This window comes from Desulfovibrio sp. 3_1_syn3 (assembly GCF_000145315.2).
In the GTDB taxonomy this organism is placed as follows: Bacteria; Desulfobacterota; Desulfovibrionia; order Desulfovibrionales; family Desulfovibrionaceae; genus Desulfovibrio; species Desulfovibrio fairfieldensis.
Genome location: NZ_ADDR02000002.1, coordinates 569,885 through 592,270 on the forward strand (window position 1 = coordinate 569,885; position 22,386 = coordinate 592,270).

The window sequence follows — 22,386 nt, forward strand, 5'->3', positions numbered from 1 at the left end:
CATGGCCGTAGGCACGCGAAGCGCGCCGTACGGACATCGAGAACAGGGCGAGCGGCTTAAAAACTTTGAGAATGTCAATTCTCAAAGGTAATCCGCTCTAGACCTCAGGCTCAACTCTCAGGGCGGACTGCGCGTACGCGCATCGGCCCGGTCCACGGCCAGCTGACGCTGATCTGCCCGGATTCGCCGGTATGGAGCAGGGGAATGCCGTGCCGTGCCAGCCAGGCCCGCAGGCGCGAGCCCGGATAGTTGTAACGATTCTGAAAACCACAGGAAGCCAGCACCAGTTCCGGTTGCACGGCCTTGTAAAAGGCGGCCAGAAAACTGCGGTCCGAACCGTGGTGCGGGGCCAGCAGCACCTGGGCGCGCAGATCCCGGCCCGATGCCAGCAGACGGCGCAGGCTGCGACGCTCGGCGTCGCCGGTGAACAGGGCCAGCCCTTGGCCGTGACGGGTCAGGCGCAGAATCAGGGATGCCTCGTTGCCGGTCCAGGCGGCCTCCTCTTCGTCGGCGGCACGCGGCGGGTGCAGCACTTCCAGACGCAGGCCCAGAGCCGGATCGCCCACAATCAGCACATCTCCTTCCGCCAGAATGCGGCCCGCCAGGCTTTGCCGCAGTTCCCGCCACATGGGCCCGTGCTGCCCGGCGGCCTCACGCCCGTTATGGAACAGGGCCGACACCTGAAAATCTTCCAGCAGATAAAAAAGACCGCCCAGATGGTCCAGGTCCGGATGGCTGCTGACGACGGCGCTCAACCGGGGCGCGTCGTTGTATGCCAGCACCGGCCCCACCAGGGCTTTGCCGGGGTCAAAGCGGGGCGAGGCGCTGCCGCCGCCGTCCAGAAGCAGGCGCAGATGGCCCGGAGCGCGCAAGGCCAGGGCCTGCCCCTGGCCCACATCCAGCACGTCCAGCCGGGTGTCGCCGGAAAAGCGGCCTTCCAGGCGCAGCAAGGGCCCCACGCAGAGCAGGGCCAGACCTGCCAGCAGCAGTCGGCGGGCCGCCTCCTTCCCTGTGGGCGATGCTTTGCCCCGTCCGGCCAGGCAGGCCAGAGCCGCCAGCAGGGCGGCAAAAGCGGGCAGGGCCGTCCAGTGCGGCCGCAGCAGGACGGGATTGTGCAGCAGGCCCAGGCCATTGAGGCCCGCCAGCCCGTCTGTCAGCCACTGGCAGGGCAGGGCGGCCAGATCCAGAACCAGCCGCGCGGTCCCGTCCAGGTCCGCGCCCGCCAGAAGCAGGCCCAGAGCCGCGCCGGGCAGCACCACAAGACCGGCCACGGGCAGCCAGAGCACATTGAGCGGGAACCAGAAGCCCGCATTGCCGAACAGCAGGAGGTTCAGCGGCAGCAACGCTATCTGAATCAGCAGGGAAATCAGCAAAATGCGCGCAAGCCAGCGGCCGAGCCCGTGTATGGCCCGTCGCCGGGGGGATTCGGCTTTATGCGCGGACGGCGGCAGGATGCGGCGCAGCCAGGGCAGGGCAAGGCCGATGACCGCCACGCACAGGGCCGAGAGCTGCAGGCCCGTGTCCAGTATGCTCAGCGGCGCGACCAGGCAGATACAGAGCAGGGCGGCGCAGAGCACGTCGAGGGAGGTGCGCGCCCGGCCCCGCGCCAGCCAGAAGGCCAGGATGAAAAGCATGCACACGGCCCGCAGCAGGGAGGCCGGAGCGTTGCCCAGCCAGAGGTAGGCCAGGGCGGGCGGACAGGCCGCGGCCACGGCCAGGACCACGCGCGGCTGCCGGAGATACAGGGACGGACGAAGGCGGGCGGCGGCCAGCACGCAGAGCAGGCCCAGCAGCCCGGCCACGGCCAGATGCTGGCCGGAAAGCGCCAGACTGTGCGCCAGGGTGGCGGCGGCGAAATTGTCCAGGGTGTTTTGCGTCAGATATCGGCGGTCCCCGAACAGCAGAGCAGGCAGGATGGCCTTGCCCTGCGGCAGTTCCGGGGCGGCGGCATCCTCCGTCAGGATTTTTGCCTGATGCTCCGTCTGTCCCCCAGGCAGGAGCGCGCTTAAAAACGCATGTCGCAGTTCCTCACGCCGGCGGGCCGCCAGCGTGCCCCGGCCGGAGGCTTTTGGTTCGCCGCGTTCACCCCGGCTCCAGAGCCGCCAATATACGTTTCGCGCGGCCCACCATATTTCCCGGTCGGCGAGGCCCACGTCGGCAAAGCCATGCATGGGACGCGGGCGGCGGTTCAGACAGATTTCCTGTCCGGCCAGGGGGCGGAAAAGGGGGGCTTCCCAGGTCCAGGCCACAAGGCCCGGCAGAACAGCGGTGGTGGAACTTCCGGCGGGATGGACCCGCTCCAGCAACAGGCGCAGGCGTTGATCCGGCAGGTCCTGTACGTCCCGCACCCGGCCGCAGAACCGCGCCGGGGCTTTGTCCGCATCCGCCGCCAGCCGGGCGGGAGACGCGTCGGCTGACGGGTCCGGCGGCGCAAGCTGCCAGCGGGCCACGGCCAGACCGCCCAGAACCAGAGTCGCGGCCAGGGTCAGCCGGGCACCGCGCCAAAGGCGTTTGTCCGCCAGGGCCAGCAGCAGGGCGCAACACAGGGCGGGCAAGAGCCAAACCGCCGCCGCCACGCCCGCGATCCAGAAGCCGAGATAGACTTGCCAGAGCAGTGGCGCTTGCAGGGGCGGGTGGCGCATGGCGCTCCTCGGCCTTTCGCGGGTGGATTACGTTTTGTTGAAACAGCGGGCGTTGAGGGCTGAGCCTAGGCCAGTTCGCGGGCCAGATCCCGTTCTTCCGCACGCCGTTTGAGCGTATCACGGTGGTCGTGCAACTTCTTGCCCCGGCCCAGGGCGATTTCCAGCTTGACCTTGCCGCGTTTGAGATAGACGCGCACCGGCACCACGGTCAGGCCCTTCTGGGCCACCAGGCCCGCCAGCTTGGCGATCTCACGGGCGTGCAGCAGCAGGCGGCGCGGCCGGTCCGGCTCCTGCGGGGCGTAGCCGGCGTTGGCGTAGGGGGCCACATGCAAAGAGAGCAGCCATGCTTCGCCGCGTTTGAATTCAACATAGCTGTCGATGAAGTTTACCTTACCGGCGCGGATGCTTTTGACTTCCGGGCCGGTCAGAGCGATGCCGGCCTCCAGAAACTCGGAAAGTTCGTAGAGATGACGGGCCTTTTTGTTGGCGGCAATGGTGGAAGGCGGTGTTTTCTGGCTCATGGCTGATTGTGGCTCGAAAGGCTTGTGGTGTGGAAGGCCAGCTCCGGTCCCAGAGACTGGTGGAGCTTTTCACGCACCATACGCTTGGAGGCCATGACGTCGGTGCTCATCAGAACGCTGTGGGCCAGCTCCACGCAGGTTTCGGCATTGAGCTGGCGGATCATATGTTTCATACCCGGCACAAAACGCGGCGCTGCGGACACCGCATCCACGCCCATGCCCAGCAACAGGGCCAGGCCGCAGGGGTCCGAGGCCAGTTCACCGCAGACCGAAACGCCGATGCCCTCGCGGTGGGCCGCGTCTATGACCCGCTTGAGCGAGCGCACTACCGCCGGGTGCAGGGGCTCGTGCAGATAGCTCACATGGCGGTTGTTGCGGTCAATGGCCATCAGGTAGTGGATCAGATCGTTGGTGCCGATGCTGAAAAAATCGCATTCCCGGGCCAGGGCGTCGCAGACCAGCACCGCCGCCGGGGTTTCCACCATGATGCCCAGGGGCAGGTCCGGCGCGTGGGCCAGGTTCTGGGCCTGCAATTCCTGGCGCAGTTCCTGCAAAATGCGGCGCACGCCCTGCACTTCGGCCAGGCCGGAAATCATGGGCAGCAGCAAAGCCACGTTGCCTGTCACCCCGGCCCGCAACAGGGCCCGCAACTGGGTGCGGAAAATGCCCTGATGCCGCAGGCAGAAGCGGATGCCCCGCAGGCCCAGCGCCGGATTGGGTTCCTTGAGGGCCGCCTGGGAACGCAGCATCTTGTCCGCGCCCGCGTCCAGCGTGCGGAAGACCACCCGGCTCGGCGCGGCTTTGGCCGTCACGGCGGCGTATTCCTTGAACAACTCCTCTTCCGTGGGCAGATCGCCCCTGAGATAGGCGAATTCCGTGCGGTACAGGCCCACGCCGTCGGCTCCGCACTCGGCCAGGGAATCCAACTCTTCCGGACTTTCCAGATTGGCCTGCACGTCCACGCGCACGCCGTCGCACATCTCGGCGGGCCAGTGGGCCGTGAGCCGGGTATGGCTTTCCCAGGCCGTGTATTCGTCACGGCGGGCCGTGTAGAGGGCCAGATCCCCCTCGTCGGGACCAAAGAGCACGCAGCCGCCCAGGCCGTCCACAATAATCCTGTCGTCCTCACGCGCCGTGTCCAGCAGGCCGGTCACGCCGACCAGGGCCGGAATGTGCAGGCCGCGCGACAGGATGGCCGTGTGCGAGGTGGGCCCCCCCTCGGCGGTCAGAATGCCCAGCACGCCGTTCAGATCAAGTTCCATGACGTCGGCGGGCGAGAGATCCTCCGCAGCCAGCAGGCTGGGGCCGTTGCCGCCGCGCCGGGGCTTCGCGCCGGCCAGACATTCGCGCAGGCGCAGACCCACGGCCCGGATGTCCTGGGCGCGGTCGCGCAGATAGGGATCATCCATGCCCCGGAACAGGGTGCAGAGCTCTTCCACCGTATGGTCCAGTGCCCAGGAGGCGCAGATCTGCTTGTGCTCGATGCGCGCCAGAGCGGCGTCCAGCAGCTTGGGGTCGCGGGCCAGTTCCATCTGGGCCGCGATGACGTCCCGGTATTCGGCCAGCTCCTCGGGCACGCCGCGCATGGTCGTTTCCAGAGCGGCGCGCACGCTGGCCGCGGCACTGCGCAGGGCTTCCTGCTCTGTTGCGATTTCGTCCGGGCCGATGCGGCGCTTGTCGCTCGGGCGCGTGTCGTGCATGAAACGGATGGAGCCGATGGCTATGCCCGGGGAAACCGGGGTGCCGAATAAAACCGCGCGGGCCATGTCATTCCTGCAGGGTGGTTAAAAAACGGGCCAGGCCGTGAAGCGCTTCACGGGCGTCGTCGCCTTTGGCCAGGAGGATCAGTTCCGCATTGGCCGGCGGCGCCAGAGAAAGGATGTCCAGCATGCTTTTGGCGTCAACCTCGCCCGTTTCGCCGATGAGCTGGATGTCGGCCGCGTAACGCTGGGCTTCCTGGGCCAGGCGGGCGGCGGGCCGGGCGTGCAGGCCGCCGCGCAGATTGAGCGTGAGCCGCAGGGCGAGCCCGCGCGGGGTTTCTTCGATGACGTCTTCCATGCGTATACCTTGGAGCAGGGGTGTTCTGAAATCGGGGATAATTTCAAAACATACGCTGCCTGCAATCTGCGGCGGATATGCGCTCCCGCCTTGCTTTGCGTCAGTTTTCGCTGCCGCCGGAGCTTTTCAACAATTTACAGCGGGTGACACTTGAAATGCTCCTGTCTCCCGTCGTTTCGACGAAAAGGGGCGCAAGCCCGTTTTCTTTCGGGCGGGATCATCTTACATGCTGATGAGCCCCTCGTCCATGAGAATGAGCGCGCCCAGAACGAGCGCCCAGAGCAGGATGCGCGGCAGGCGCATTCGCCCTACCAGCCAGGCCGCGCCCAGTATGGCGGCCGTGCCCGATCCGTAATGCAGCCAGGGAAAGGGGGCCTTGTGGGGGAGTGGGAGTTGCCAGACCACCAGGGCCACCACGACCGCGTTGAGCATTTTGAGACGGTCCACCCAGTTGATGAGGTTCAGGCGCTTGAGCCGCGCCAGTACGGACATGCCGTGGCGCAGTCCGGCGAAAAAGGCCAGAATCCGGAAGAGCAGCAACAACGCCAGAAACAACGCTGCCAGGGCGGCAGTAAGCCAGATCTGCCCGGCCAGCAGCAGGCAGACGCTGACCAGCGCCCAGAGCGGCAGCAGGGTGCCGCTGAAAAAAGAATCCCCCAGGGCGGAGAGGGTGGTCGCCAGGGTTTCGCGCACCACGCCCACGGCGCCTTCCGGCAGGGAACCACGGGCGATCTGCTCTTCCAGGGCAAGCACGATGCCCACATAAAGCGGGACCATGAAGACGTGGGTATTGCTGTGCCCGCCGTAACGGGCAAAGGCGCGGGCCCTGGCCGAGCTTTCCGGATAGAGCCGGTTGAAGGCCGGAGCCAGCACAAAGGCAAGGCCGATCTGCTGCATGCCTCTGGCGGTGACGGCCGCGTTGATGCAGCAGGTACGCGCAAGGCAATTGAGGACAACACGTCGGGGAAGCATGGCATCCCTCAGCTTCAATGTTGGTCTGCTTCAGGGCCTTTTACCATTGAAATCGTCGCCGCCATGCGCAAGGCTTTTCATCGCCTGACGGATTTTTCAGTGCTTCCCCGGAGCAATTTCACTGTGAAATTGCTCTGGCGGACGGGATCAGGGCGTACAATTCCTTGCCGTTCCAGCCGCGCACGGCGCTCTGAACCCGGCGGGCCACGTCACGGGCCTTGCCGCCACGCGCCAGTTCCGCGCGCAGCAGGCTTTCCACTTCCTCGCGCGGCGTGCGTTCCGTCACTTCGGGCGGGCCGATGATAACCGTGATCTCGCCCAGCAGTTCGTCGGGCAGATCCATACTATTTTCCAGACGATTGAGTATAAATTCCTCATGAGTTTTGGTCAATTCACGGCAGACGGCCAGATCTCGCGGGCCCAGGATGCGGGCCGCCGTAGCCAGGCTTTCCTTGAGGCGGTCCTTGCGCTCGAAAAAGATCAACGAGCCGGGCACCTGGGCGTAGGCCGTGAGCAGGGCTTCGCGCCCGGCCGTATCGCGGGGCAGAAAACCCAGAAAAGTGTGGGGCAGGGGCGCGATACCGGCCGCGGACAGGGCGGCGGCCGGGGCGGAGGGCCCCGGCACCGGGGAAACCGGCAGACCTTCCTTGCGGCAGGCCCGCACCAGGCGGTAGCCGGGGTCGGCCAGCAGGGGGGTGCCCGCGTCGGAAATCAGGGCCAGATCGCGGCCTTCGCGCAGCAGGCGCAGCACTTCTTCCTGGCGCTCGGCCTCGTTGTGGTCGTAAAAACTCAGGAAGCGGCGGCCCTGAATGCCGCAGAGACGGCAGAGCTGGGCCGCCCGGCGGGTATCCTCGGCCAGGATCAGGTCCGCGTTTTCCAGAATTTCGCGGGCCCTGGGCGACAGGTCACCAGGGTTGCCAAGAGGCGTGGCTACTATCCAGAGACGGGGTGAAGTCAAAGGCATGGCGGTAATGCTCCGCGCTGAAGGTGTCGCCGTGGCGCAACAGGCAGACCACGTCAAAGCGGCAGGGTGCTTGCCAGGCGTCGTGCGCCGCCAGCCAGGCCTGCGCCGCGCGCGTGAGGACACGCTGTTTGGCCGGGGTCACGGCCGCTGCCGGGCCACCGCGCTCGTCCGACCGCCGGGTTTTGACCTCCACAAAGACCAGAACGCCGCTTTCGCGGCAGACCATATCCAGCTCCAGGCGGCCCTGCCGCCAGTTGCGGTCCAGCAGCTCAAAGCCCGCGCGCCGCAAAAGCGCGGCCGCAACCTTTTCGCCGTCCCGTCCCAGGCGGATGTGGTCCGGCGCGTCCTTGCCCGGCGCGGGAGGCGTTCGCGGGCCGGTTTGCCGGGAAAAAAGCCATTTCAGCACAAGCTGCCCTGCAGCGGGGCGGCGGCCTGGGGCAACACCCCCCGGAACGTCAGGCGGTGCTGCGGGCAGGGGCCCAGACGGCGTAAGGCCGCATAGTGGGCTTTTGTGCCGTAGCCCTTGTGCTCCTCCAGGCCGTAGCCGGGCCAGCGGCGGCCCAGATGCAGCATGAGCCGGTCACGAAAGGTTTTAGCCAGGATGGAGGCGGCGGAAATGACGTCTTCGCTCTTGTCCCCGCCCACAACGGCTTGCTGAAGCGGCGGCGGGGCAGTGTGCCCGGTGCGCCAGAACAGAGTCAGCACCGCGTCGGGCAGAACCTTGTTGCCGTCGATGAGCAGGCGGCCGGGCGTAAGGCGAAGCACGCCCACGGCCCGGCTCATGGCCTCGAAGGTGGCCTGCAGAATATTGATGCGCTCGATGCGCCGGGGCCAGACCACGCCCAGCCCCCAGGCCAGAGCGCATTCCCTGATGCGCGGGGCCAGGATGTCGCGCGCTTTGGCGCTCAACGCCTTGGAATCCGTAAGGCCGGGCAGCTCGTAAACAGCGGGAAGGATGACGGCGGCGGCCACCACCGGCCCGGCCAGACAACCGCGTCCGGCTTCGTCGATACCGGCCACGGGTCCGGACCGGCGGCCGAAAGGAATGTCTTCCGGGCCAAACAGGCCGGCCTGCGCGGCGTGTCCTTTCACGGCTGCCTCAATTTCGATGGTTGCGGTAGGGGCCACAGACAAAAAACCACGCTTTAGCCGACAGAATGGACAAAAAATCCATTCTGTCGGCTAAAGCGAGCATTTACGCTGTTGCCATCAGCCCGTGCATCGGCACCGGGCTGATGCGACGCCGCCGACGGCAAAAAGGCGCGAATTCCGATCAGAAGCGGCCGCGCGGCTTGATACGGGCCGCCTTGCCCTTGAGGGCGCGCAGGTAGTAGAGGCGGCTGCGGCGCACGCGGCCCTGGCTGACCAGTTCCACATGGTCGATGAAGGGCGAGTTGATCGGGAAGATGCGTTCCACGCCCACGCCGTCGGAAACCTTGCGCACCGTGAAGCTGGCGTTGGTGGTGCCGCGCTTGATGCGGATCACGTTGCCCTGGAAGATCTGGATGCGCTCTTTTTCGCCTTCCACAATGCGCAGGTGCACTTTGACCGTGTCGCCGGAGCGGAACGCGGGCATATCCATGCGCATGTTTTCCTGTTCGATTTTCCTGATGATGTCCATCGTGAACTCCTTGCAAACCCGCGGGCGGATTGTTGCGTCGTTGCGAAGCGGCCCGCTGTGTGCGGCCCGTGGTTTCAGCAGTAGTCGCCTAAAATTCTGTCGGCCAGGATGGCGGCCGCGCTGCGCACCGAAAGATGATTGTAACCCAAAAAACGCAGAGGCCTCAATTGGCCGTCGCAGCGTTCCAGCACTTCCGGGGCCAGCCCCTGGGCTGTCCCCAAGCAGAGCAACACCGGCCCTTCCCGGCACCAGTCGCGTACCCGGCCGGGCGTCAGCGGCGCGGGCGCGCGCTTATGCGCGGGCCAGACGGCGGAACTGGCCACCAGCCTGGGAGGCGCGCCGGCATGCTCGCGCAATTGCGCCACAGCCGCGTCCAGTGAGACCGCCGGGCGCACCAGCTCCAGGGCTCGCGCCCTGTCCGGATTGCCCCGGCCGCCGGGACCTCGGGTCCAGTGCCGCAAAATATCCTCAAGCACCCGCAATTGATCCTCCAGCGGCGTGACCGCATAGAAGGGCCCCATGGCATAGCTGCGGGAAATTCGGGCTATATCGTGAATGTCCAGGTTTGTCAAAGAGGAAGCGCCGGAATTTTTTTCTCCGAGCAGGACCGGATAGTGCATGAGGCAGAAGGAAAGGTTGCGGCCGGGCCTCTCGCGCGGCTGGCCGGCCAGGACTCGGGCGTCCTCGCGGTCCAGGGGGGCGTCGTCCAGCATATCCGGGCGCGCCGCCAGGGTGGCGGCCAGAGAGGCCGCGCGCCGCCAGGCCGCGATACGGGCGTGGTCCCCGCTGAGCAGCACCTCCGGCACGGGCAGGCCTTCCAGCGTCTCGGGCCGGGTATAATGCGGATATTCCAGCAGGCCGTGGGAAAAACTCTCTTCCTCGCCGGACTCTTCCTTGCCCATGAAACCCGGCATCAGCCGGGCCACGGATTCGACGACGGCCAGGGCCGCCGTTTCCCCGCCGTTGAGCACGGCTTCGCCCACACTCACCGGTTCCAGAGGAAAAAGTTCCAGCAGGCGTGCGTCCAGGCCTTCATAGCGGCCGCAGACCAGGGTAAGATCCTCTTCCAGGGCCAGTTCGCGCGCCAGGGCCTGGTTGAACGGGCGGCCGCCCGGCGTCATGAGCAGCATCCGGCCGGGGCGTTCGATGGAACGCAGGGCCCGGGCCACGGGTTCGCCCTGCATGACCATGCCCGGCCCGCCGCCGTAGGGCCTGTCGTCCACATGGCGGTGCTTGTCCGTGCTGAAGGCGCGCGGGTCGTGAAAGCTGAACGTCACCACGCCGGTTTCGCGGGCGCGGCCCATGAGGGCGGTACTCAGAGGCGAATCAAAAAATTCGGGAAAGAGCGAAATCAGATGAAAGCGCGGCATGGCCGGCAGAGTGCCGCAAAAGGACGCGGCTGGCAAGACGCGCTGTCAGGATTGGGATATTTCGATAGATTCTGGGATGGCACGATTACATAAATTGTACGATTTGCGTTATTATACGTGGAAATCTGTATTTTTAGTAAAAAATTATTTTATATAATAACACGATTCGATAATTCGAGTAAGTTGACAAATGTTATTCTTCATATCATATAATCAAATGAGTGACTGTGGGCTAAAATAAATCTAGTTATCTGCATAATTATGAATAGGATGGGGGAAATGGTGACCGATAAGAATGCCTGGATCCATGAACTGCTCTATATTTCCTATAAAGATTTGCCCTTGCCGGATGTATTAAAAATTGTTTTTGAGTTTCTATCTGTTCATATGCCTATTACCTATTTGGGAATTTATAAGTTTTTTTCAGGCACAATGACAAGGATTGCGATATATTCACCATATGAAAACCTCTTGCTCTCACCTGAGGTTTTCCGAATTCCGGATGAATTTGTGACAGCGGTCCGGCAGGATAATGACAATTCCGGGACATGGGCAGGCTGCCGGGTTACCTACACGGAGGGGGATTCCCCCCATGAAAAAATAACCAAGATGCTCCACCCGTCGGGCGGCACGGGTATTTATATGCCGCTTGACTATTGGACTAATTATCATCAGTCACGATTCATCAGCCTGCACTGTGTCGGCGCATGTGACTATACGCAGGAACAGGTGGACCTTTGCGAAGAGATCAGAAAGCCGTTGGGTGCCGCGTTGCATGACATCTTTGACCGGGAATCGGGAACACGCTCCCGCACGCCCGGCGTCTTCCCCCAGCGGGTTGAAAGCCAGGGCCAGGCACAGGTTTTTCACAGCCTGGACGAACATATCGCGCAGTACATCCGTCACGTCATCCAGCATACCAACGGGCGCATCAGCGGCAAAAACGGCGCGGCGTCCATCCTGGGGCTGCCGCCCACCACGCTGTGGTCCAAAATGCGCAAACTCAAGATCAACAGCGGCCATTTGTGATCTGTCCGGCGGCCAGCCAGCGCAGGCTGACCGCCGGAGTCGTGCACTCGTCGTTTCGTGCCAGGCAGAGCCAGTGGCCTGGGCAGGCCAGAACCCGCCAACGCAGATTTTGGCTGTGGAAACGCAGCAGGCCCGTGCGTCCTCCGTACCGGCCGCTGCAAATCAGGGCCGGGTCATGGCTGAGCCCCAGCCCCAGCGTCTTGAGCACAGCTTCTTTAATGGCCCAGCGTCGCAACGCGTCGCGGGCCGTTTTTTTTGTATCACGGTCCGTAAAGGCCCGCGCCGCCGGGGGCGGGCTGTCCAGCGCCTCGGCGTCCAGCCCCAGGCCGGGATGCCGGCCGGGCGCATCCAGCCGGGCATCCGGCTCACAGGGGCCGCCCGGCATGCGCTCCAAAGCGCAGAAGGCGGCCCGGCCGCTGTGGCTGAAACTCACACCCCAGCCGGGGAGCAGCGGGCGGCCTGCCATATCCCTTTCAAGACACAAATCCGGATGTAACGCGTCCTGGCTCTGAAGGCCGCGCAGCAGCAGCAGGCGCGCCAGCAGGCGGGAGACCCGCGCGGCCAGCGCCTGGCCGTCCGGGGCAAAGCGCTGGATATGGGCCATCTGTTCCGGCGCAAGCCAAGGGGCCAGCGCCGTTTCCCAACGCAGGCACAGGTCGCGCAGCCCGGCAGGGGACACGTCGGGCAAGGCAGCGCCCAGAATCAGGACGACACCCTCCAGGCACTGCTTGCCCGCTATTTTCCCCATGCGGGCAGCCAGTGCGCCAGCCAGGCGGGCGCGCCTTCCTTCCAGAGCCAGAAGGCCAGACCCGCAGCCAGCAGAACCAGAACGGTCAGGCCCGCCGCCAGCAGCCGACCCAGATACTTTTTGCGCAGCAATTGCGCGTGCAGGCTGTAGGGATCGTCCAGAGAGCGGTGCGCGCCGGGCGGCAGCTGGCCCACGGCCGTGAGGGCCGCGCCCATGACGATGTTGATGGGCGCGCCGTTGTTGACGGCCCAGCCCGAGGCGTCCAGCAGGGGGCCCAGGCTGCGGCGGCGCAGCTTGAACCAGGCCAGGAGCATGGACGGCCCGGAAATGCAGGCAAAAAGGATCAGCAGGGCCACGGGCCACCACCAGCCCAGGGAAAAGACGGAATTGGCGATGTAGGCGAAGGCCGCGCTGACCACGCTGATGCCCACGCTGAAGGCCGCGAAGATGCCCGCCCCCTTGGCGAAGTCAAAGCTCGCCTTGGGCGGCGTGCCGGAGGCCGCGGCCGAGGCGTCGGCCTTGATGTCCTTGTCCAGGACGGTGACAGCCTTGCTGGAGGCCTTGCTCAGGGCGTCGTCCTTGGCGGCCACCAGTTTCTGCAACTGGTCGGCCACCAGGTTGCCGAAACGTATGTACGGGGCCCACATGGCCTCGCGCAGGCTGATGGGATTGCGCACCAGGCGGAGCACGCCGGTGTCCCAGTCCCGGCCCGCGTTGTCCACGAACACGCCGTGGCGGCCCTCAATAAGGGCGTCGGTGCCGCCCGCCGTCAGGGCCGCGGCGATGACGGCGGTCTTTTCCTCGCCGTTGTTGTTCGTGCGGCGGCATTGGCTGTAGACCAGGCAGAGATGGCTTTGCGAGGCCAGGCGCACGTGGGTGTCCAGGTCCGTCACCGGCACGCAGAGAAAGCAGGCCCGGCTGTCCAGATAGAGCGTGCCCGCCAGAAAGATGGCCCGCCGCTCCGGATCGTAAAAATCCGCAAAGGACACGAAATTCATCAGCAGGGTATAGAGATGGATGTGCAGCAGGGTCAGTTTTTCCAGGTCGCGCACCGCGGCCATGCGCGGCGCGGCCAGATCCCGCCGCACATACTCGGCAAAGGACTGCTCCACCTTGCCGTCGAGCAGGGCGTCCAGCTCGGCGGCGGAGAGTTTGTCCAGGGCCTCTTCCGGAGCCGTGGGCAGAAAGGCGCGTTGCAGGGGATCGTCCTCCCCGGCCAGAGCCAGAGGCGGCAGGCCGGGAAAATCCACGCGTTTGGCGTCGTCCGGCGGGCGCTCATAACCGGGCTTCTGGGCCAGCAATTCGGCATAGGGCGCGAAGCGCTCCTGAATGGCGCGCCAGTTCTTTTCGCTCAGGCTTTCGGCCGGGGCGTCCGAGGCGGATGCTCCGGTGGAATCGGCCGCATCCGACGTCGGAGCCGGGCAGCCGCCCCTGCCTTCAACGGGCGCGGTGGGGTGGATCAGCGGGGCCAGCAGTTGGCGGAAGGCGCTCAGATCGTCATCCCAGGCCGGATTGACGCCGTGCGCCAAGGGCAGGGGCTGATCCGGAGCCACCCGTGCCAGCGGCAGACGGGCCAGGGCTTCCAGTGAAAACAGGGCTTGGCCGCCCTCGTCCGAGGGCGTGAGTTCGTCATCTTCGTTGAGGGCCGCCAGGGCCTGCGGGGCAAAGGCCGCCATGCGGCAGCGATTGAAATAGTCGTCGATCTTGGGACCCAGGCGTTGCAACAGGGTCCAGGCGGCGGAGGTCTCATGGCCCAGGGGCAGGGCTGCCTGATGCACGCTTTGTCGCCAGTCGCGGGCCGCGCGCAGCCGGTCCAGAAAAACTCCGGCCAGTTCGGAATTCAGGCCGGGACGGCCCGAATCGTCGCGTTTGCCGCCCACTATCGAGAGACCCAGGCGGATGAAGCGGGCGGTCCGCTCATCCCCTTTGTCCACGGAAAGCGGCGGCACGACCCCGTCGCCGTTGAAAGCATAGTCCGTGACGGCGGCCAGGGCCGCTCCGGCCAGCTCCGGAGAAATTTCCCCGGTCTCGGCCCGGCCGCCCTTTTCCTGTACCAGGCGGGCGGCGGCCAGCAGCTCCGCGCCCTGGGGCGTGTCGTCGCGCAGATTGTCCAGGGGCAGGCCGGTGCTGGGTTGTGTGAGCCGGGCCGGATGTTTGACCCGCTCGCAGACCCAGGCCACGGCCTCCAGAATGTCCGCCGAGCGGATGCGGCCGTCATGGTCCGTATCCAGCAGGGCCAGGGTGCGGGCGTCGAATTCCAGGCCGCTCGTGGGGCAGCTCAGGGCCATCCAGAGTTTGGGGTCCAGTTGATCCAGTTGCCGCCATTCCTCATCCGTGCTCAGAAGCACCTGATCCAGGCCGCCCATGCGGCGGAAGGAAAAGATGGGGCCGGTGGAGGCGGCGGAAGTGTCAGTCGTGTTCATGTGCGCTCCATATATAAAAAGGGCGTCCGCAACGCCCCTTCCTGTTTCCGTATCGTTTCCGTAAAGCCGCGCGAGGAACGGTCCGGCGTGCCCGGCCGCGCAAGGCGGCCGCCGGAGGTCTCGTTTGCGGCTCTTGAAGATAAATGGTGGCAGGAAAAAGAAAGAGAGTCAACAAACGTGCCCCTGCCCCGCTGTCCGCGCCCGCGGCCCATGTTGACTTCCGATTGAGTTATGGTACCCCCTATAGAGCATTTCAGTTTGAAACGCCGCGCGCTTCACGCATGGTCCGCGTACGTGCGTTGAAATTGTGTTTTTACCGCCGCCACAGGATATCGCCTCAACCGGATCTCCTCCCATCTTGAGCCGTTTCCGGCTTCCGCTTCCCCCTGTGGCGGACACGCAATCCGCCATAATTCCCGTGATACGGAGTCTCTATGAAAAATCGCAATGTTTTTTTTGCCCTTGCCCTGGCAATATTGCTGCTCGTGTTCGGTGTCTGGCTGCTGACCTTTTTCCGTTCCACGCTGGTGACCAAACGGCTGGCCGCGGAAGACGTGGGAACCTCGAAACAGAGCTTTGCCGCGCCGTCGGGCCAGCCGTTTTTCAATCCGCCGCGCCCTGAGGACGCGCCGGAAAGCATCCGGGCGGAAGTGATGCTCGGCTACAAGATCATGACCGAAACGAAAAAGTACGCCGGGGAATACGTCAACAATGATTTGTCCTGTTCCAGCTGCCACTTTGACGGCGGCAGAAGTCTGAACACCATTTCGCTGGTGGGTGTGGGCGCCACGTATCCGCGCTTCCGCAGCCGCCAGGACTATACCGTGGATCTGGCCATGCGCGTGCAGGACTGTTTTCAGCGCAGCATGAACGGCGTGGCACCGGCCCTTGACAGCCAGGTCATGCAGTCTCTTCTGGTCTATATGCAGTGGATATCCAAGGATATTCCCATTTATGCCAAGCTGCCCTGGGCTCTGCCGAGCGATCTGGGCAATCCCCACAAGCCCGACGCGGCCAACGGCGACAAGGTCTATGCCGACGTCTGCGCCCGCTGCCACGGCGACAACGGCCAGGGCACGCCCATCGCGCCGCCGCTCTGGGGCGACGGCTCTTACAACGCCGGGGCGGGCATGCACCGCGTCAGCACGTTCTCCGTCTTCGCCTGGCGCTTCATGCCCAAAAACGCGCCGTCCCTGACCCAGGAGCAGGCCCTTGACGTGGCCGCCTTCGTCAACGGGAAACCCCGGCCCAAATTCGTGTCCACCGGCCCCGACAAGATCAAGCGGGTCATCCCTCTGCCGGAGGGGAAGTGAGCCATGATCTTTCCCATCCTGCATATTCCCGGCCTCGGCGACGGCATGACCATCGCCCTTGACGCCGTCCTGCATGTGTTCATCAGCCACGGCCTGGCTATCGGCCTGGCGAGCATGCTTGTCCTGTTCCAGACATTGACCTGGCTGGGCAAGGGCGCGTTCTGGGCGCAGATCAGCCGCAGCCTGCTCGGCCCGGTCGTGGTCATCACCACCTCCATCGGCGCTGTCACCGGCGTGGGCATCTGGTTCATCACCGGCGCCCTGGCCCCGGAGGGCATCGGCTCGCTGATTCACCTCTTTTTCTGGCCCTGGTTCATTGAATGGGGCGCGTTCACCACGGAAGTGGTGCTTCTGCTGATCTACTACTATCTCTGGGACCGGCTGGCCCAGGACAAGCCGGGCGTTCTGGCGGCTCTGGGCTGGGGCTACGTGGCCGTGGCCGTGAGTTCGGCCTTTCTGATTTCGGGCATTCTCGGCTTTATGCTCACGCCCGACGGCTGGCCCTGGGGACAGACCTTCCGCGAGGCCTATTTCAACCCCACCTTTATCCCGCAATTCCTGCTGCGCGTGGCCGGCGGCCTGAGCCTGGGCTCGCTGTGTCTGCTGGGCTGGACGGCCTGGCGCTACAAAGGCCCCCGTGAGGACCGCAACCGGGCCCTGCGCCTGACGGGCGCGGTCTTTCTCGGCGCGGCCCTGGTCACGGCCGTGTGCGCCTTTGTCTATTTTTCCAGGGTGCCGCAGACCTATCTCACCCACTGGAAGTTCGCGGTGGCCACCTCCTATTTGTCCCAGTTGCCGTATTTGCTGCCCGCGTTCAACGGTCTGGCCGCGCTCTGCATTCTGGCCACGGCCCTGGCCGCGCTGTTCCGGCAGCGCCGCTTGTGCGGGCTGCTCTGCATCCCCACCGTTATTCTCTGCGTGGGCCTGGTGATGGAGTTCGAGCGCATCCGTGAATTCGTGCGCGGTCCCTATCTGCTGCCGGGCTATATGTACGCCAACCAGATTCCCATGGCTGAAAATCTGGCCCTGGACGACAAGCATGAAGGCCTGTTGCCCCGCATGCACTGGATCAACAACGACGCCGGTCTGTCCCCGGAAAACAGGGCCGGTCGGGCGCTGTTCGCGGCCAACTGCGGCGTCTGCCATACCGAGGACGGCATCAACGGCATCCGTGAGCGCCTTGCCGGGCGTACGCTGGAAGGCATCAACGCCATCACCGGCATCACCCAGAATCTGGCGCCGTTCATGACGCCGTTCACCGGCTCCGAGCAGGAACGTCTACTTCTGGCCAACTACCTGTACTCATTGGCCAACCAAGATTCGCGCCTTCACGGGCAGAGCCCCAAGGAGAAGTAGACATGACCCAATGGAACGATCTTTTTCTCAGAATGCCCCTGCCGGAATCATGGCAGAACGGGCTGCTTTTCGTCAGTTTCGGCGTGCATCTGTTGTTCGTGCTGCTCATGCTCGGCACGGCGCTGCTCGGCCTGTTGTTTTTCCTGCAAAAATGTCTGACCGGAGAGGGCGGCGCGCAGCTCTGGAACAAGCAGATCGTGCACACCCACCTGGGCCTCAAGAGTCTGGCCGTGGTGCTGGGCGTGGCCCCCTTGCTCATCGTGCAGGTACGCTATTCCCACGCCTTTTTTACGGCCACGGGCCTGTTTTCCTATGCCTGGCTGGCCATAATTCCGCTGCTGATCGTCGCTTTCCTGCTGATCGACGCCTTCGGGCACAAGATTGAGGTCAATACCTGGCTGGCGTTCATCTGCGGCGTTCTGGGCGTGGGCGCGTTGCTCACGGTACCGGCCGTTTTCACCGGAGCCCTGGCGCTGATGGAGCGGCAGGCCCTCTGGCCCGCCTTCGCGGCCGAGGGATTCAGCCCGGACGGCGCGTTCGCGGCGCACTGGCTGTTGCGCTATCTGCACATCCTGGGGGCGGCGCTGGTTTTCGGCGCGGCCTTTCACCTTTTCTTTTCCACCAGAAAACACCCGGAAAAAGCGCCTCGCCTGCGCAACTGGCTGTTCGGCGCCACCCTGGCCCAGGTGGTCATCGGCCTCCCCCTGGTTTTCTCCGTGGCCGCGGATCTGAACTGGTCCATCCTCTGGGCCGTGACCGTGGGGGCGGCGGCCGCCATGCTGGCGCTCTGGGCCCTGCGGCCCGCCGCCGCGCCGTCGACGGCCATCGGGCCGCGCAGCCTGCTGGTTCTTCTGCCGGTGATCTTTGTCGCCATGCTGGTGGCCCGGCAGTTTCTGCAAGACCGGGTTCTGGCGCCGGGCCATGCCCAGGCCGTGGCGGTGCGCGAGGCGCGCTCCAAAGCCTTGGCTCCCTTCCGGCAGCAGGCTCTGGCGGCCTTTACGGTCAAGCTGGAGACGGTCTATGACAACGGCGAAACCATCTATGACGGCGCTTGCCAGCCCTGCCACGGCACGGCCGGACACGGGGACGGCCCCGTTGCCGGCCGCCTGCTGGTACCGGCTGCGGATCTCGCCGCCATCCGGGCGGACCGGGAGTATATCTACGGCATCCTGAAAGACGGGACGCCCGGCTCGGCCATGCCCTATTTCCGGCTGTACGACAAGGAAAAGCTGGACAAGGTGCTGGACACGCTTTCCACGCGTTTTTCCATGTTCGCGGCCGCGCCGAAACCCGCGCATGAGCCTGACCTGGAGGCCCAGACGGTCTGGGAGGAAACCTGCTCCGTATGCCACGGCACGGACGGCGCGCCTACTCCCTTCGGCCGCACGTTACGGCCTGAGCCGCCGGATCTGCGCCGCTTCTCCCTGACGCCCGAACGGGCGTTGACCATCATTACGGAGGGCTATCCGGGAACCGTCATGCAGCCTTATCGGGCCCTGCCCGAAGAGGTGCGCCGGGATCTCGTCGCCATCAGTAATTCATTCCGTATCGTTCCCGACAGTAAATAGAAAAACGCCATAGAGACGCTCGAATCGCGCCCCTTGCTCCGGCCGCACGCCGGACAGGGGGCGCGTTGCGTTACGCGTGCCGGAATGCCCGGCACGTTGCGGATGGCGGTACGGGATGCGTATGTCAGAGCACTTCACGTGGTAAATGCCCAGGTGCGGAGAAAGCTCAGCATGTGTCGCCGGGATTGCGCAGGCGCTCGGTGAATTTTTCGGCGGGCATGGGCCGGGCAAAGACATAGCCCTGCACCATATCGCAGTTGGTGTCCTTGAGGAAGTTCACCTGCTCCAGGGTTTCCACGCCTTCGGCCACGGTAGCCATCTGCAGCTCACCGGCCATGTGCACGATGTTCTGGATCACGACCTTGTCGCGGCCGTTGGACTTGAGCGAGCGGAAGAAGGCGCCGTCCAGTTTGAGCACGTCCACGGGCAGGTCCTTGAGAATGTTGAGCGAGGAATACCCGGCCCCGAAATCATCAATGGCGCAGGAAAAGCCCGCCTGGCGCAGCTCCTGGACAGCGGTACGCAGCAGTTCCACGTTCTCGATGAAGATGCTTTCCGTGAATTCCAGCTCCAGCAGGCCGTCGGGGATGTCGTACTGTTTCTTGATGCCGATGTAGGTTTCCACAAAGCCCAGGGTATAAAACTGCACCCGTGAAACGTTCACGGCCAGGGGACAGGGGGCCAGACCGGCGTCCAGCCATTGCCGCAGCAGGCGGCAGACGGTTGTGAACACGTATTGATCCAGCTGGATGATAAAACGGTTTTTTTCAAACAGGGGGATGAATTCGGCGGGCGGCAGAAAACCGTGGTCCGGGCTCTGCCAGCGCACCAGCGCCTCCCCTCCGGCCAGCTCCAGGCTGTCCAGGCGGTATTTGGGCTGGATGTGAACCTGGAATTCTTCGTCGCGCAGGGCTTGGCCCATGCGCATTTCCAGTTCCTTTTCGCGCAGGATCCTGACGCGCATGCCGGAATCATAGAAGTTCCAGGGCGGCGCGCCCTTGGCCTTGATGGCCTTGAGGGCGATATTGGCGCGGTCCAGCAGATCGTTGATGCCGGTGGCCGCGTCGCCGTCCTCCGCGCAGCAGATGCCCGTGCGCAGCTCTATATGGTAGCTCCCGGCCTGGGAACGCACGTATCCATTGAGCGCACGCAGCAGCGCGTCGCAATAGGCCGTCAGTTCCTGCTTTTTGTCGTAGGGAAGCAGAACCACGAAATGATCCCCGCTCACGCGCGCCGTGAGCGCGCCGGGGCGGGCCGACTCGCCCAGGAGGAGGGCGAGGCGTTGCAGCAGCGCATCTCCGATATTGTAGCCCAACACCTCGTTGACGACCTGGAAGTTCAGGATGTCAAGGGCAAGCACGGCATAGCGCGGCGCGCCAGGGGTCTGCAACAGCGTGTCGCCGTCGATTTTGAATTTGGCGAAGTTCCGGATGCCGGTGAGCGTGTCCGTAAAGGCCAGGGCGCGGATTTCCCGCTGATAGCCGCGCTTAAGGCGGCGGTAGATGAAAAAGACCGCGAGCAAACCGGCGAAAAGCAGCCCGCAGAGGAACAGCGTCCGCAGGATGATTGCGTTGGCCTCTTTCATGATCACCGCATTGGGGATGATCGAGACGAGATACCAGCCTTCCAGATCCGGCATGGGGACGTAGCAGAAGACGTTTTCGCCGTCGGCGTCGTTGAACACGGCCACGCCGGTTTTGCCGTTTCTCAGGGAGTCGCGGAAGGATTCAATGACCTCGGGCTGGTTGCCGTTTCCGTTGATGATGTCGAAGAGGCTGGTAAAGGTTTTATTGCTGGCCGGATGCAGCGACCGCATGATGATTTCGCCGCCGGGCAGGGTCACATAGGCGAATCCCGTGTTGTTGTAGAATGAAAGCGCGTATGCCGCGTACAGGCTTTCCACGTTGTAGCCCTTGAACAGGTTGGCCCTGCGTCCGTCGGCAAACTCCACCGGCGCGTAGATGGTAAACGTGCGCCGCCCGGTGCCCCGGTTGTGGTATGGGGGAAGTATGCCGCCTTGTTTTTTCAGGTCCTGGACAAGTTTCCTTTCCTCGGGGGTGAGGGTGACGGCCAGCCCGGTATCCGTATAGCCCGTGCCGTTCTCGAAGATCAGAGCCGCGAGGTTGCCCGTGCCGGAGAGGTAGGTTTGCAGCTTGCCGATGATCCGTTGCTCGTCGGAGGACTTGCCCTGCTCCAGGTCCAGGGCCAGCATGCGCAGCAGTTCCAGATCTTTGACGGCGTTGCGCTGCAGGGCGCTGGCGCCCCGCGCGGTGCTTTCCATGACGTGCTTGACGGCGTTGTCCCACAGGGATTGCTGGACGAAGCTCATGAAGTTCAGCGCCGCGGCGCAGAACAGCGTGAAAAGCAGCGCCAGGGCGGCGGCGATAAAGATGTTCTGCTTTTTGGGGCTGATCATTCGGAACGTCCCCGGCGGAGCGTCCGCATGGTTTCGGCCGTCGCCTCCCCGGCGCCGCCGCCGGACAGGAATACGTCCAGGCCCGCCTCCAGGCCGTCCTGGAGCGGCCATGCCAGGCGGATGTCTGATTTGAAGACCACATTCCCGGCGCGCAGACTCTCGGCCAGCGGCCTGATCGCCGCGTCAGCCGGTGGGGGCGCGTCGCGCAAAGGGCTGAGAAGGCCTTGTGCGTCGACATAGCGCCGGATGCTGTCGGGGCTGGTCAGATACGCCACCAACTGCACGGCCTGCGGAATCTGCGGGCTTGACGCGCTGACGGCAAGCGGCGTGTCCAGGCTCAGTACCGTCACGGGCGCGTCTTCTCCCAGCGGCAGGGGGAAGACCTTGAACTGAAATCCGAGCCGCGCCTGGGCGAGACCGGAGGAAAGCCATGCGCCGCCGATCATGAAGGGGCGCCTGCCGCCGCAAAACAGCCCGCCGGGATAGATAGGGCCGATTCCCCTGACGTCCTCCATACAGATGTAGCCCTTGTCCCGCAGCAGGGCCAGAAGGCTGAAAGCTTTGCTTACGGCCTGCTCCAGGCGGTCCGGGGAGGCGTTGAGCGCGGCGGGAAAGGCGGCGGTGTTTTTCCGCATGGGGCCGCCGGGCGGCGTCAGGCTCACGGCGGTCAGAACGATTTTCAGAGCTTCCCTGTCGGCGCTGATAGGGGTAATGCCCTGGGCGCGGAAGGTTTCGCAGGCCGCCAGAAAGGCCTTGCCGTTCCGGGGCGTGCTCACGCCGTATCGGGCCAGCAGGTCCAGATTGGCGAACAGGCCTCGGGCGCCCAGGCTGGTTGTGGCGATATAGGCGCGACCGTCCACCTGCATTTGTTCAAGCACCTCCGGACGGTAAGCGGAGAGCGCGGGCAGGCCGGACAGGTCCGCAAGCCGCCCCCGGCTTTGATAGGGCCGCAGGCAGTCCGGCGGCAGCATGAAGACGTCGTCCACGCTGTCATCTTTTTTGAGGCGTTGATTGAGCAGCTGGGAATAGGCGTTGAGCGTTACGCCCTCATAGCTGACGAGCATATCATTGTGCGCCGTGCTGTAGCCGTTCAGAATCTGTTCGATGCAGGCCTGATTTTCAGCGTCGTACTGAATTCCGAGAAAGGTGATCAACGTTTTCTGCGTCAGGGCGTCGTCATACTCCATATTTCTGTTGCCCACGTGAAACAGAAAGCCGGACAGGAAAAAAGAGCTCAACGCGATGAGCAGCACAAGCGCTATCCTGTGCGGGCCGGGCTTGGCAGTGTCAGGAAAAAAGTTATGCCGTCCGCGCATTACCTTTTCTCCGAAAAGTATGGCGGGCCGTGCATTCTGAATAGACGGTCATGATTTCCAGAATTGCAA

Annotated in this window: 18 protein-coding genes; 4 read left to right on the forward strand and 14 right to left on the reverse strand. The window is 64.4% G+C overall.

The window, feature by feature from the left end; all coding sequences use genetic code 11:
* Positions 1 to 110: 110 nt before the first annotated feature.
* From HMPREF0326_RS13755 to trmD, 10 genes are all read right to left on the reverse strand, one after another.
* Entirely contained in the window at positions 111 to 2,642 is a 2,532-nt protein-coding gene (locus tag HMPREF0326_RS13755) for a ComEC/Rec2 family competence protein (RefSeq protein ID WP_008685688.1), read from the reverse strand.
* Positions 2,643 to 2,707: 65 nt separating this feature from the next.
* Positions 2,708 to 3,163, reverse strand: coding sequence for an SsrA-binding protein SmpB (gene smpB, locus HMPREF0326_RS13760; RefSeq protein WP_008685687.1), 456 nt, complete (start codon positions 3,161 to 3,163; stop codon positions 2,708 to 2,710).
* The gene (gene ptsP / locus HMPREF0326_RS13765; protein ID WP_008685686.1) at positions 3,160 to 4,929 is read right to left on the reverse strand and encodes a phosphoenolpyruvate--protein phosphotransferase; all 1,770 of its coding nucleotides are present in this window, start codon (positions 4,927 to 4,929) and stop codon (positions 3,160 to 3,162) included. The genes smpB and ptsP overlap by 4 nt, the downstream gene beginning before the upstream one ends.
* A 1-nt stretch (position 4,930) precedes the next feature.
* Positions 4,931 to 5,221 (reverse strand): HPr family phosphocarrier protein, encoded by a 291-nt coding sequence (locus tag HMPREF0326_RS13770; protein ID WP_008685685.1) that lies wholly within the window; start codon positions 5,219 to 5,221, stop codon positions 4,931 to 4,933.
* A 222-nt stretch (positions 5,222 to 5,443) separates the two neighbouring features.
* Positions 5,444 to 6,193 carry a PTS system mannose/fructose/sorbose family transporter subunit IID gene (locus tag HMPREF0326_RS13775; protein WP_008685684.1) on the reverse strand — a complete coding sequence of 250 codons (750 nt, stop codon included), beginning with the start codon at positions 6,191 to 6,193 and terminating at the stop codon, positions 5,444 to 5,446.
* 118 nt (positions 6,194 to 6,311) lie between these two features.
* Positions 6,312 to 7,157, reverse strand: a complete 846-nt coding sequence (gene rsmI / locus HMPREF0326_RS13780; RefSeq protein WP_008685682.1) for a 16S rRNA (cytidine(1402)-2'-O)-methyltransferase — start codon at positions 7,155 to 7,157, stop codon at positions 6,312 to 6,314.
* Positions 7,099 to 7,563 (reverse strand): YraN family protein, encoded by a 465-nt coding sequence (locus tag HMPREF0326_RS13785; protein ID WP_008685680.1) that lies wholly within the window; start codon positions 7,561 to 7,563, stop codon positions 7,099 to 7,101. Before HMPREF0326_RS13785 ends, rsmI begins: the two co-directional genes overlap by 59 nt.
* Positions 7,557 to 8,222 carry a ribonuclease HII gene (locus tag HMPREF0326_RS13790; protein WP_198012631.1) on the reverse strand — a complete coding sequence of 222 codons (666 nt, stop codon included), beginning with the start codon at positions 8,220 to 8,222 and terminating at the stop codon, positions 7,557 to 7,559. Before HMPREF0326_RS13790 ends, HMPREF0326_RS13785 begins: the two co-directional genes overlap by 7 nt.
* A 208-nt stretch (positions 8,223 to 8,430) precedes the next feature.
* On the reverse strand, positions 8,431 to 8,778 hold the full coding sequence (rplS, locus tag HMPREF0326_RS13795; RefSeq protein WP_008685677.1) for a 50S ribosomal protein L19: 348 nt from the start codon (positions 8,776 to 8,778) through the stop codon (positions 8,431 to 8,433).
* A 74-nt stretch (positions 8,779 to 8,852) separates the two neighbouring features.
* On the reverse strand, positions 8,853 to 10,148 hold the full coding sequence (gene trmD / locus HMPREF0326_RS13800; RefSeq protein ID WP_020990646.1) for a tRNA (guanosine(37)-N1)-methyltransferase TrmD: 1,296 nt from the start codon (positions 10,146 to 10,148) through the stop codon (positions 8,853 to 8,855).
* Between the two features lie 279 nt (positions 10,149 to 10,427).
* On the opposite strand from trmD, the gene HMPREF0326_RS13805 reads away from it, so the two are divergent.
* Positions 10,428 to 11,177, forward strand: coding sequence for a helix-turn-helix domain-containing protein (locus HMPREF0326_RS13805; protein WP_020990647.1), 750 nt, complete (start codon positions 10,428 to 10,430; stop codon positions 11,175 to 11,177).
* Here the strand turns inward: HMPREF0326_RS13805 and HMPREF0326_RS13810 are convergent.
* Together HMPREF0326_RS13810 and HMPREF0326_RS13815 are read right to left on the reverse strand one after the other, a co-directional pair.
* Positions 11,158 to 11,925: a 4'-phosphopantetheinyl transferase superfamily protein gene (locus HMPREF0326_RS13810; RefSeq protein WP_020990648.1), complete on the reverse strand. Its 768-nt coding sequence runs from the start codon at positions 11,923 to 11,925 to the stop codon at positions 11,158 to 11,160. The two genes, HMPREF0326_RS13805 and HMPREF0326_RS13810, sit on opposite strands and share 20 nt — an antisense overlap.
* Positions 11,913 to 14,348, reverse strand: coding sequence for an ABC transporter permease (locus HMPREF0326_RS13815; RefSeq protein ID WP_008685668.1), 2,436 nt, complete (start codon positions 14,346 to 14,348; stop codon positions 11,913 to 11,915). Before HMPREF0326_RS13815 ends, HMPREF0326_RS13810 begins: the two co-directional genes overlap by 13 nt.
* A gap of 434 nt (positions 14,349 to 14,782) precedes the next feature.
* Between HMPREF0326_RS13815 and HMPREF0326_RS13825 the strand changes: the two genes are divergently transcribed.
* From HMPREF0326_RS13825 to HMPREF0326_RS13835, 3 genes are read left to right on the forward strand one after another with little or no spacing between them, the layout of a single operon-like run.
* Positions 14,783 to 15,661, forward strand: coding sequence for a c-type cytochrome (locus HMPREF0326_RS13825; RefSeq protein ID WP_008685667.1), 879 nt, complete (start codon positions 14,783 to 14,785; stop codon positions 15,659 to 15,661).
* Positions 15,662 to 15,664: 3 nt separating this feature from the next.
* Positions 15,665 to 17,017: a cytochrome ubiquinol oxidase subunit I gene (locus tag HMPREF0326_RS13830; RefSeq protein WP_008685666.1), complete on the forward strand. Its 1,353-nt coding sequence runs from the start codon at positions 15,665 to 15,667 to the stop codon at positions 17,015 to 17,017.
* A 2-nt stretch (positions 17,018 to 17,019) separates the two neighbouring features.
* The gene (locus HMPREF0326_RS13835; protein ID WP_008685665.1) at positions 17,020 to 18,585 is read left to right on the forward strand and encodes a c-type cytochrome; all 1,566 of its coding nucleotides are present in this window, start codon (positions 17,020 to 17,022) and stop codon (positions 18,583 to 18,585) included.
* A gap of 166 nt (positions 18,586 to 18,751) precedes the next feature.
* Here HMPREF0326_RS13835 and HMPREF0326_RS13840 read toward each other — a convergent pair whose 3' ends face one another.
* Together HMPREF0326_RS13840 and HMPREF0326_RS13845 are read right to left on the reverse strand one after the other, a co-directional pair.
* Positions 18,752 to 21,001: a bifunctional diguanylate cyclase/phosphodiesterase gene (locus HMPREF0326_RS13840; RefSeq protein ID WP_008685664.1), complete on the reverse strand. Its 2,250-nt coding sequence runs from the start codon at positions 20,999 to 21,001 to the stop codon at positions 18,752 to 18,754.
* Entirely contained in the window at positions 20,998 to 22,254 is a 1,257-nt protein-coding gene (locus HMPREF0326_RS13845) for an ABC transporter substrate-binding protein (RefSeq protein WP_232224955.1), read from the reverse strand. The genes HMPREF0326_RS13840 and HMPREF0326_RS13845 overlap by 4 nt, the downstream gene beginning before the upstream one ends.
* Positions 22,255 to 22,386: the final 132 nt, after the last annotated feature.

What these genes read in the sequence shown, in the direction of transcription:
- HMPREF0326_RS13835 (WP_008685665.1), top strand. Translation starts at nt 17,020, where the DNA reads ATGACCCAATGGAACGATCTTTTTCTCAGAATGCCCCTGCCGGAATCA.
- HMPREF0326_RS13770 (WP_008685685.1), bottom strand. Translation starts at nt 5,221, where the DNA reads ATGGAAGACGTCATCGAAGAAACCCCGCGCGGGCTCGCCCTGCGGCTC.
- smpB (WP_008685687.1), bottom strand. Translation starts at nt 3,163, where the DNA reads ATGAGCCAGAAAACACCGCCTTCCACCATTGCCGCCAACAAAAAGGCC.
- HMPREF0326_RS13825 (WP_008685667.1), top strand. Translation starts at nt 14,783, where the DNA reads ATGAAAAATCGCAATGTTTTTTTTGCCCTTGCCCTGGCAATATTGCTG.
- trmD (WP_020990646.1), bottom strand. Translation starts at nt 10,148, where the DNA reads ATGCCGCGCTTTCATCTGATTTCGCTCTTTCCCGAATTTTTTGATTCG.
- HMPREF0326_RS13755 (WP_008685688.1), bottom strand. Translation starts at nt 2,642, where the DNA reads ATGCGCCACCCGCCCCTGCAAGCGCCACTGCTCTGGCAAGTCTATCTC.
- HMPREF0326_RS13775 (WP_008685684.1), bottom strand. Translation starts at nt 6,193, where the DNA reads ATGCTTCCCCGACGTGTTGTCCTCAATTGCCTTGCGCGTACCTGCTGC.
- HMPREF0326_RS13830 (WP_008685666.1), top strand. Translation starts at nt 15,665, where the DNA reads ATGATCTTTCCCATCCTGCATATTCCCGGCCTCGGCGACGGCATGACC.
- HMPREF0326_RS13805 (WP_020990647.1), top strand. Translation starts at nt 10,428, where the DNA reads ATGGTGACCGATAAGAATGCCTGGATCCATGAACTGCTCTATATTTCC.
- HMPREF0326_RS13815 (WP_008685668.1), bottom strand. Translation starts at nt 14,348, where the DNA reads ATGAACACGACTGACACTTCCGCCGCCTCCACCGGCCCCATCTTTTCC.
- HMPREF0326_RS13840 (WP_008685664.1), bottom strand. Translation starts at nt 21,001, where the DNA reads ATGATCAGCCCCAAAAAGCAGAACATCTTTATCGCCGCCGCCCTGGCG.
- rplS (WP_008685677.1), bottom strand. Translation starts at nt 8,778, where the DNA reads ATGGACATCATCAGGAAAATCGAACAGGAAAACATGCGCATGGATATG.
- HMPREF0326_RS13810 (WP_020990648.1), bottom strand. Translation starts at nt 11,925, where the DNA reads ATGGGGAAAATAGCGGGCAAGCAGTGCCTGGAGGGTGTCGTCCTGATT.
- ptsP (WP_008685686.1), bottom strand. Translation starts at nt 4,929, where the DNA reads ATGGCCCGCGCGGTTTTATTCGGCACCCCGGTTTCCCCGGGCATAGCC.
- rsmI (WP_008685682.1), bottom strand. Translation starts at nt 7,157, where the DNA reads ATGCCTTTGACTTCACCCCGTCTCTGGATAGTAGCCACGCCTCTTGGC.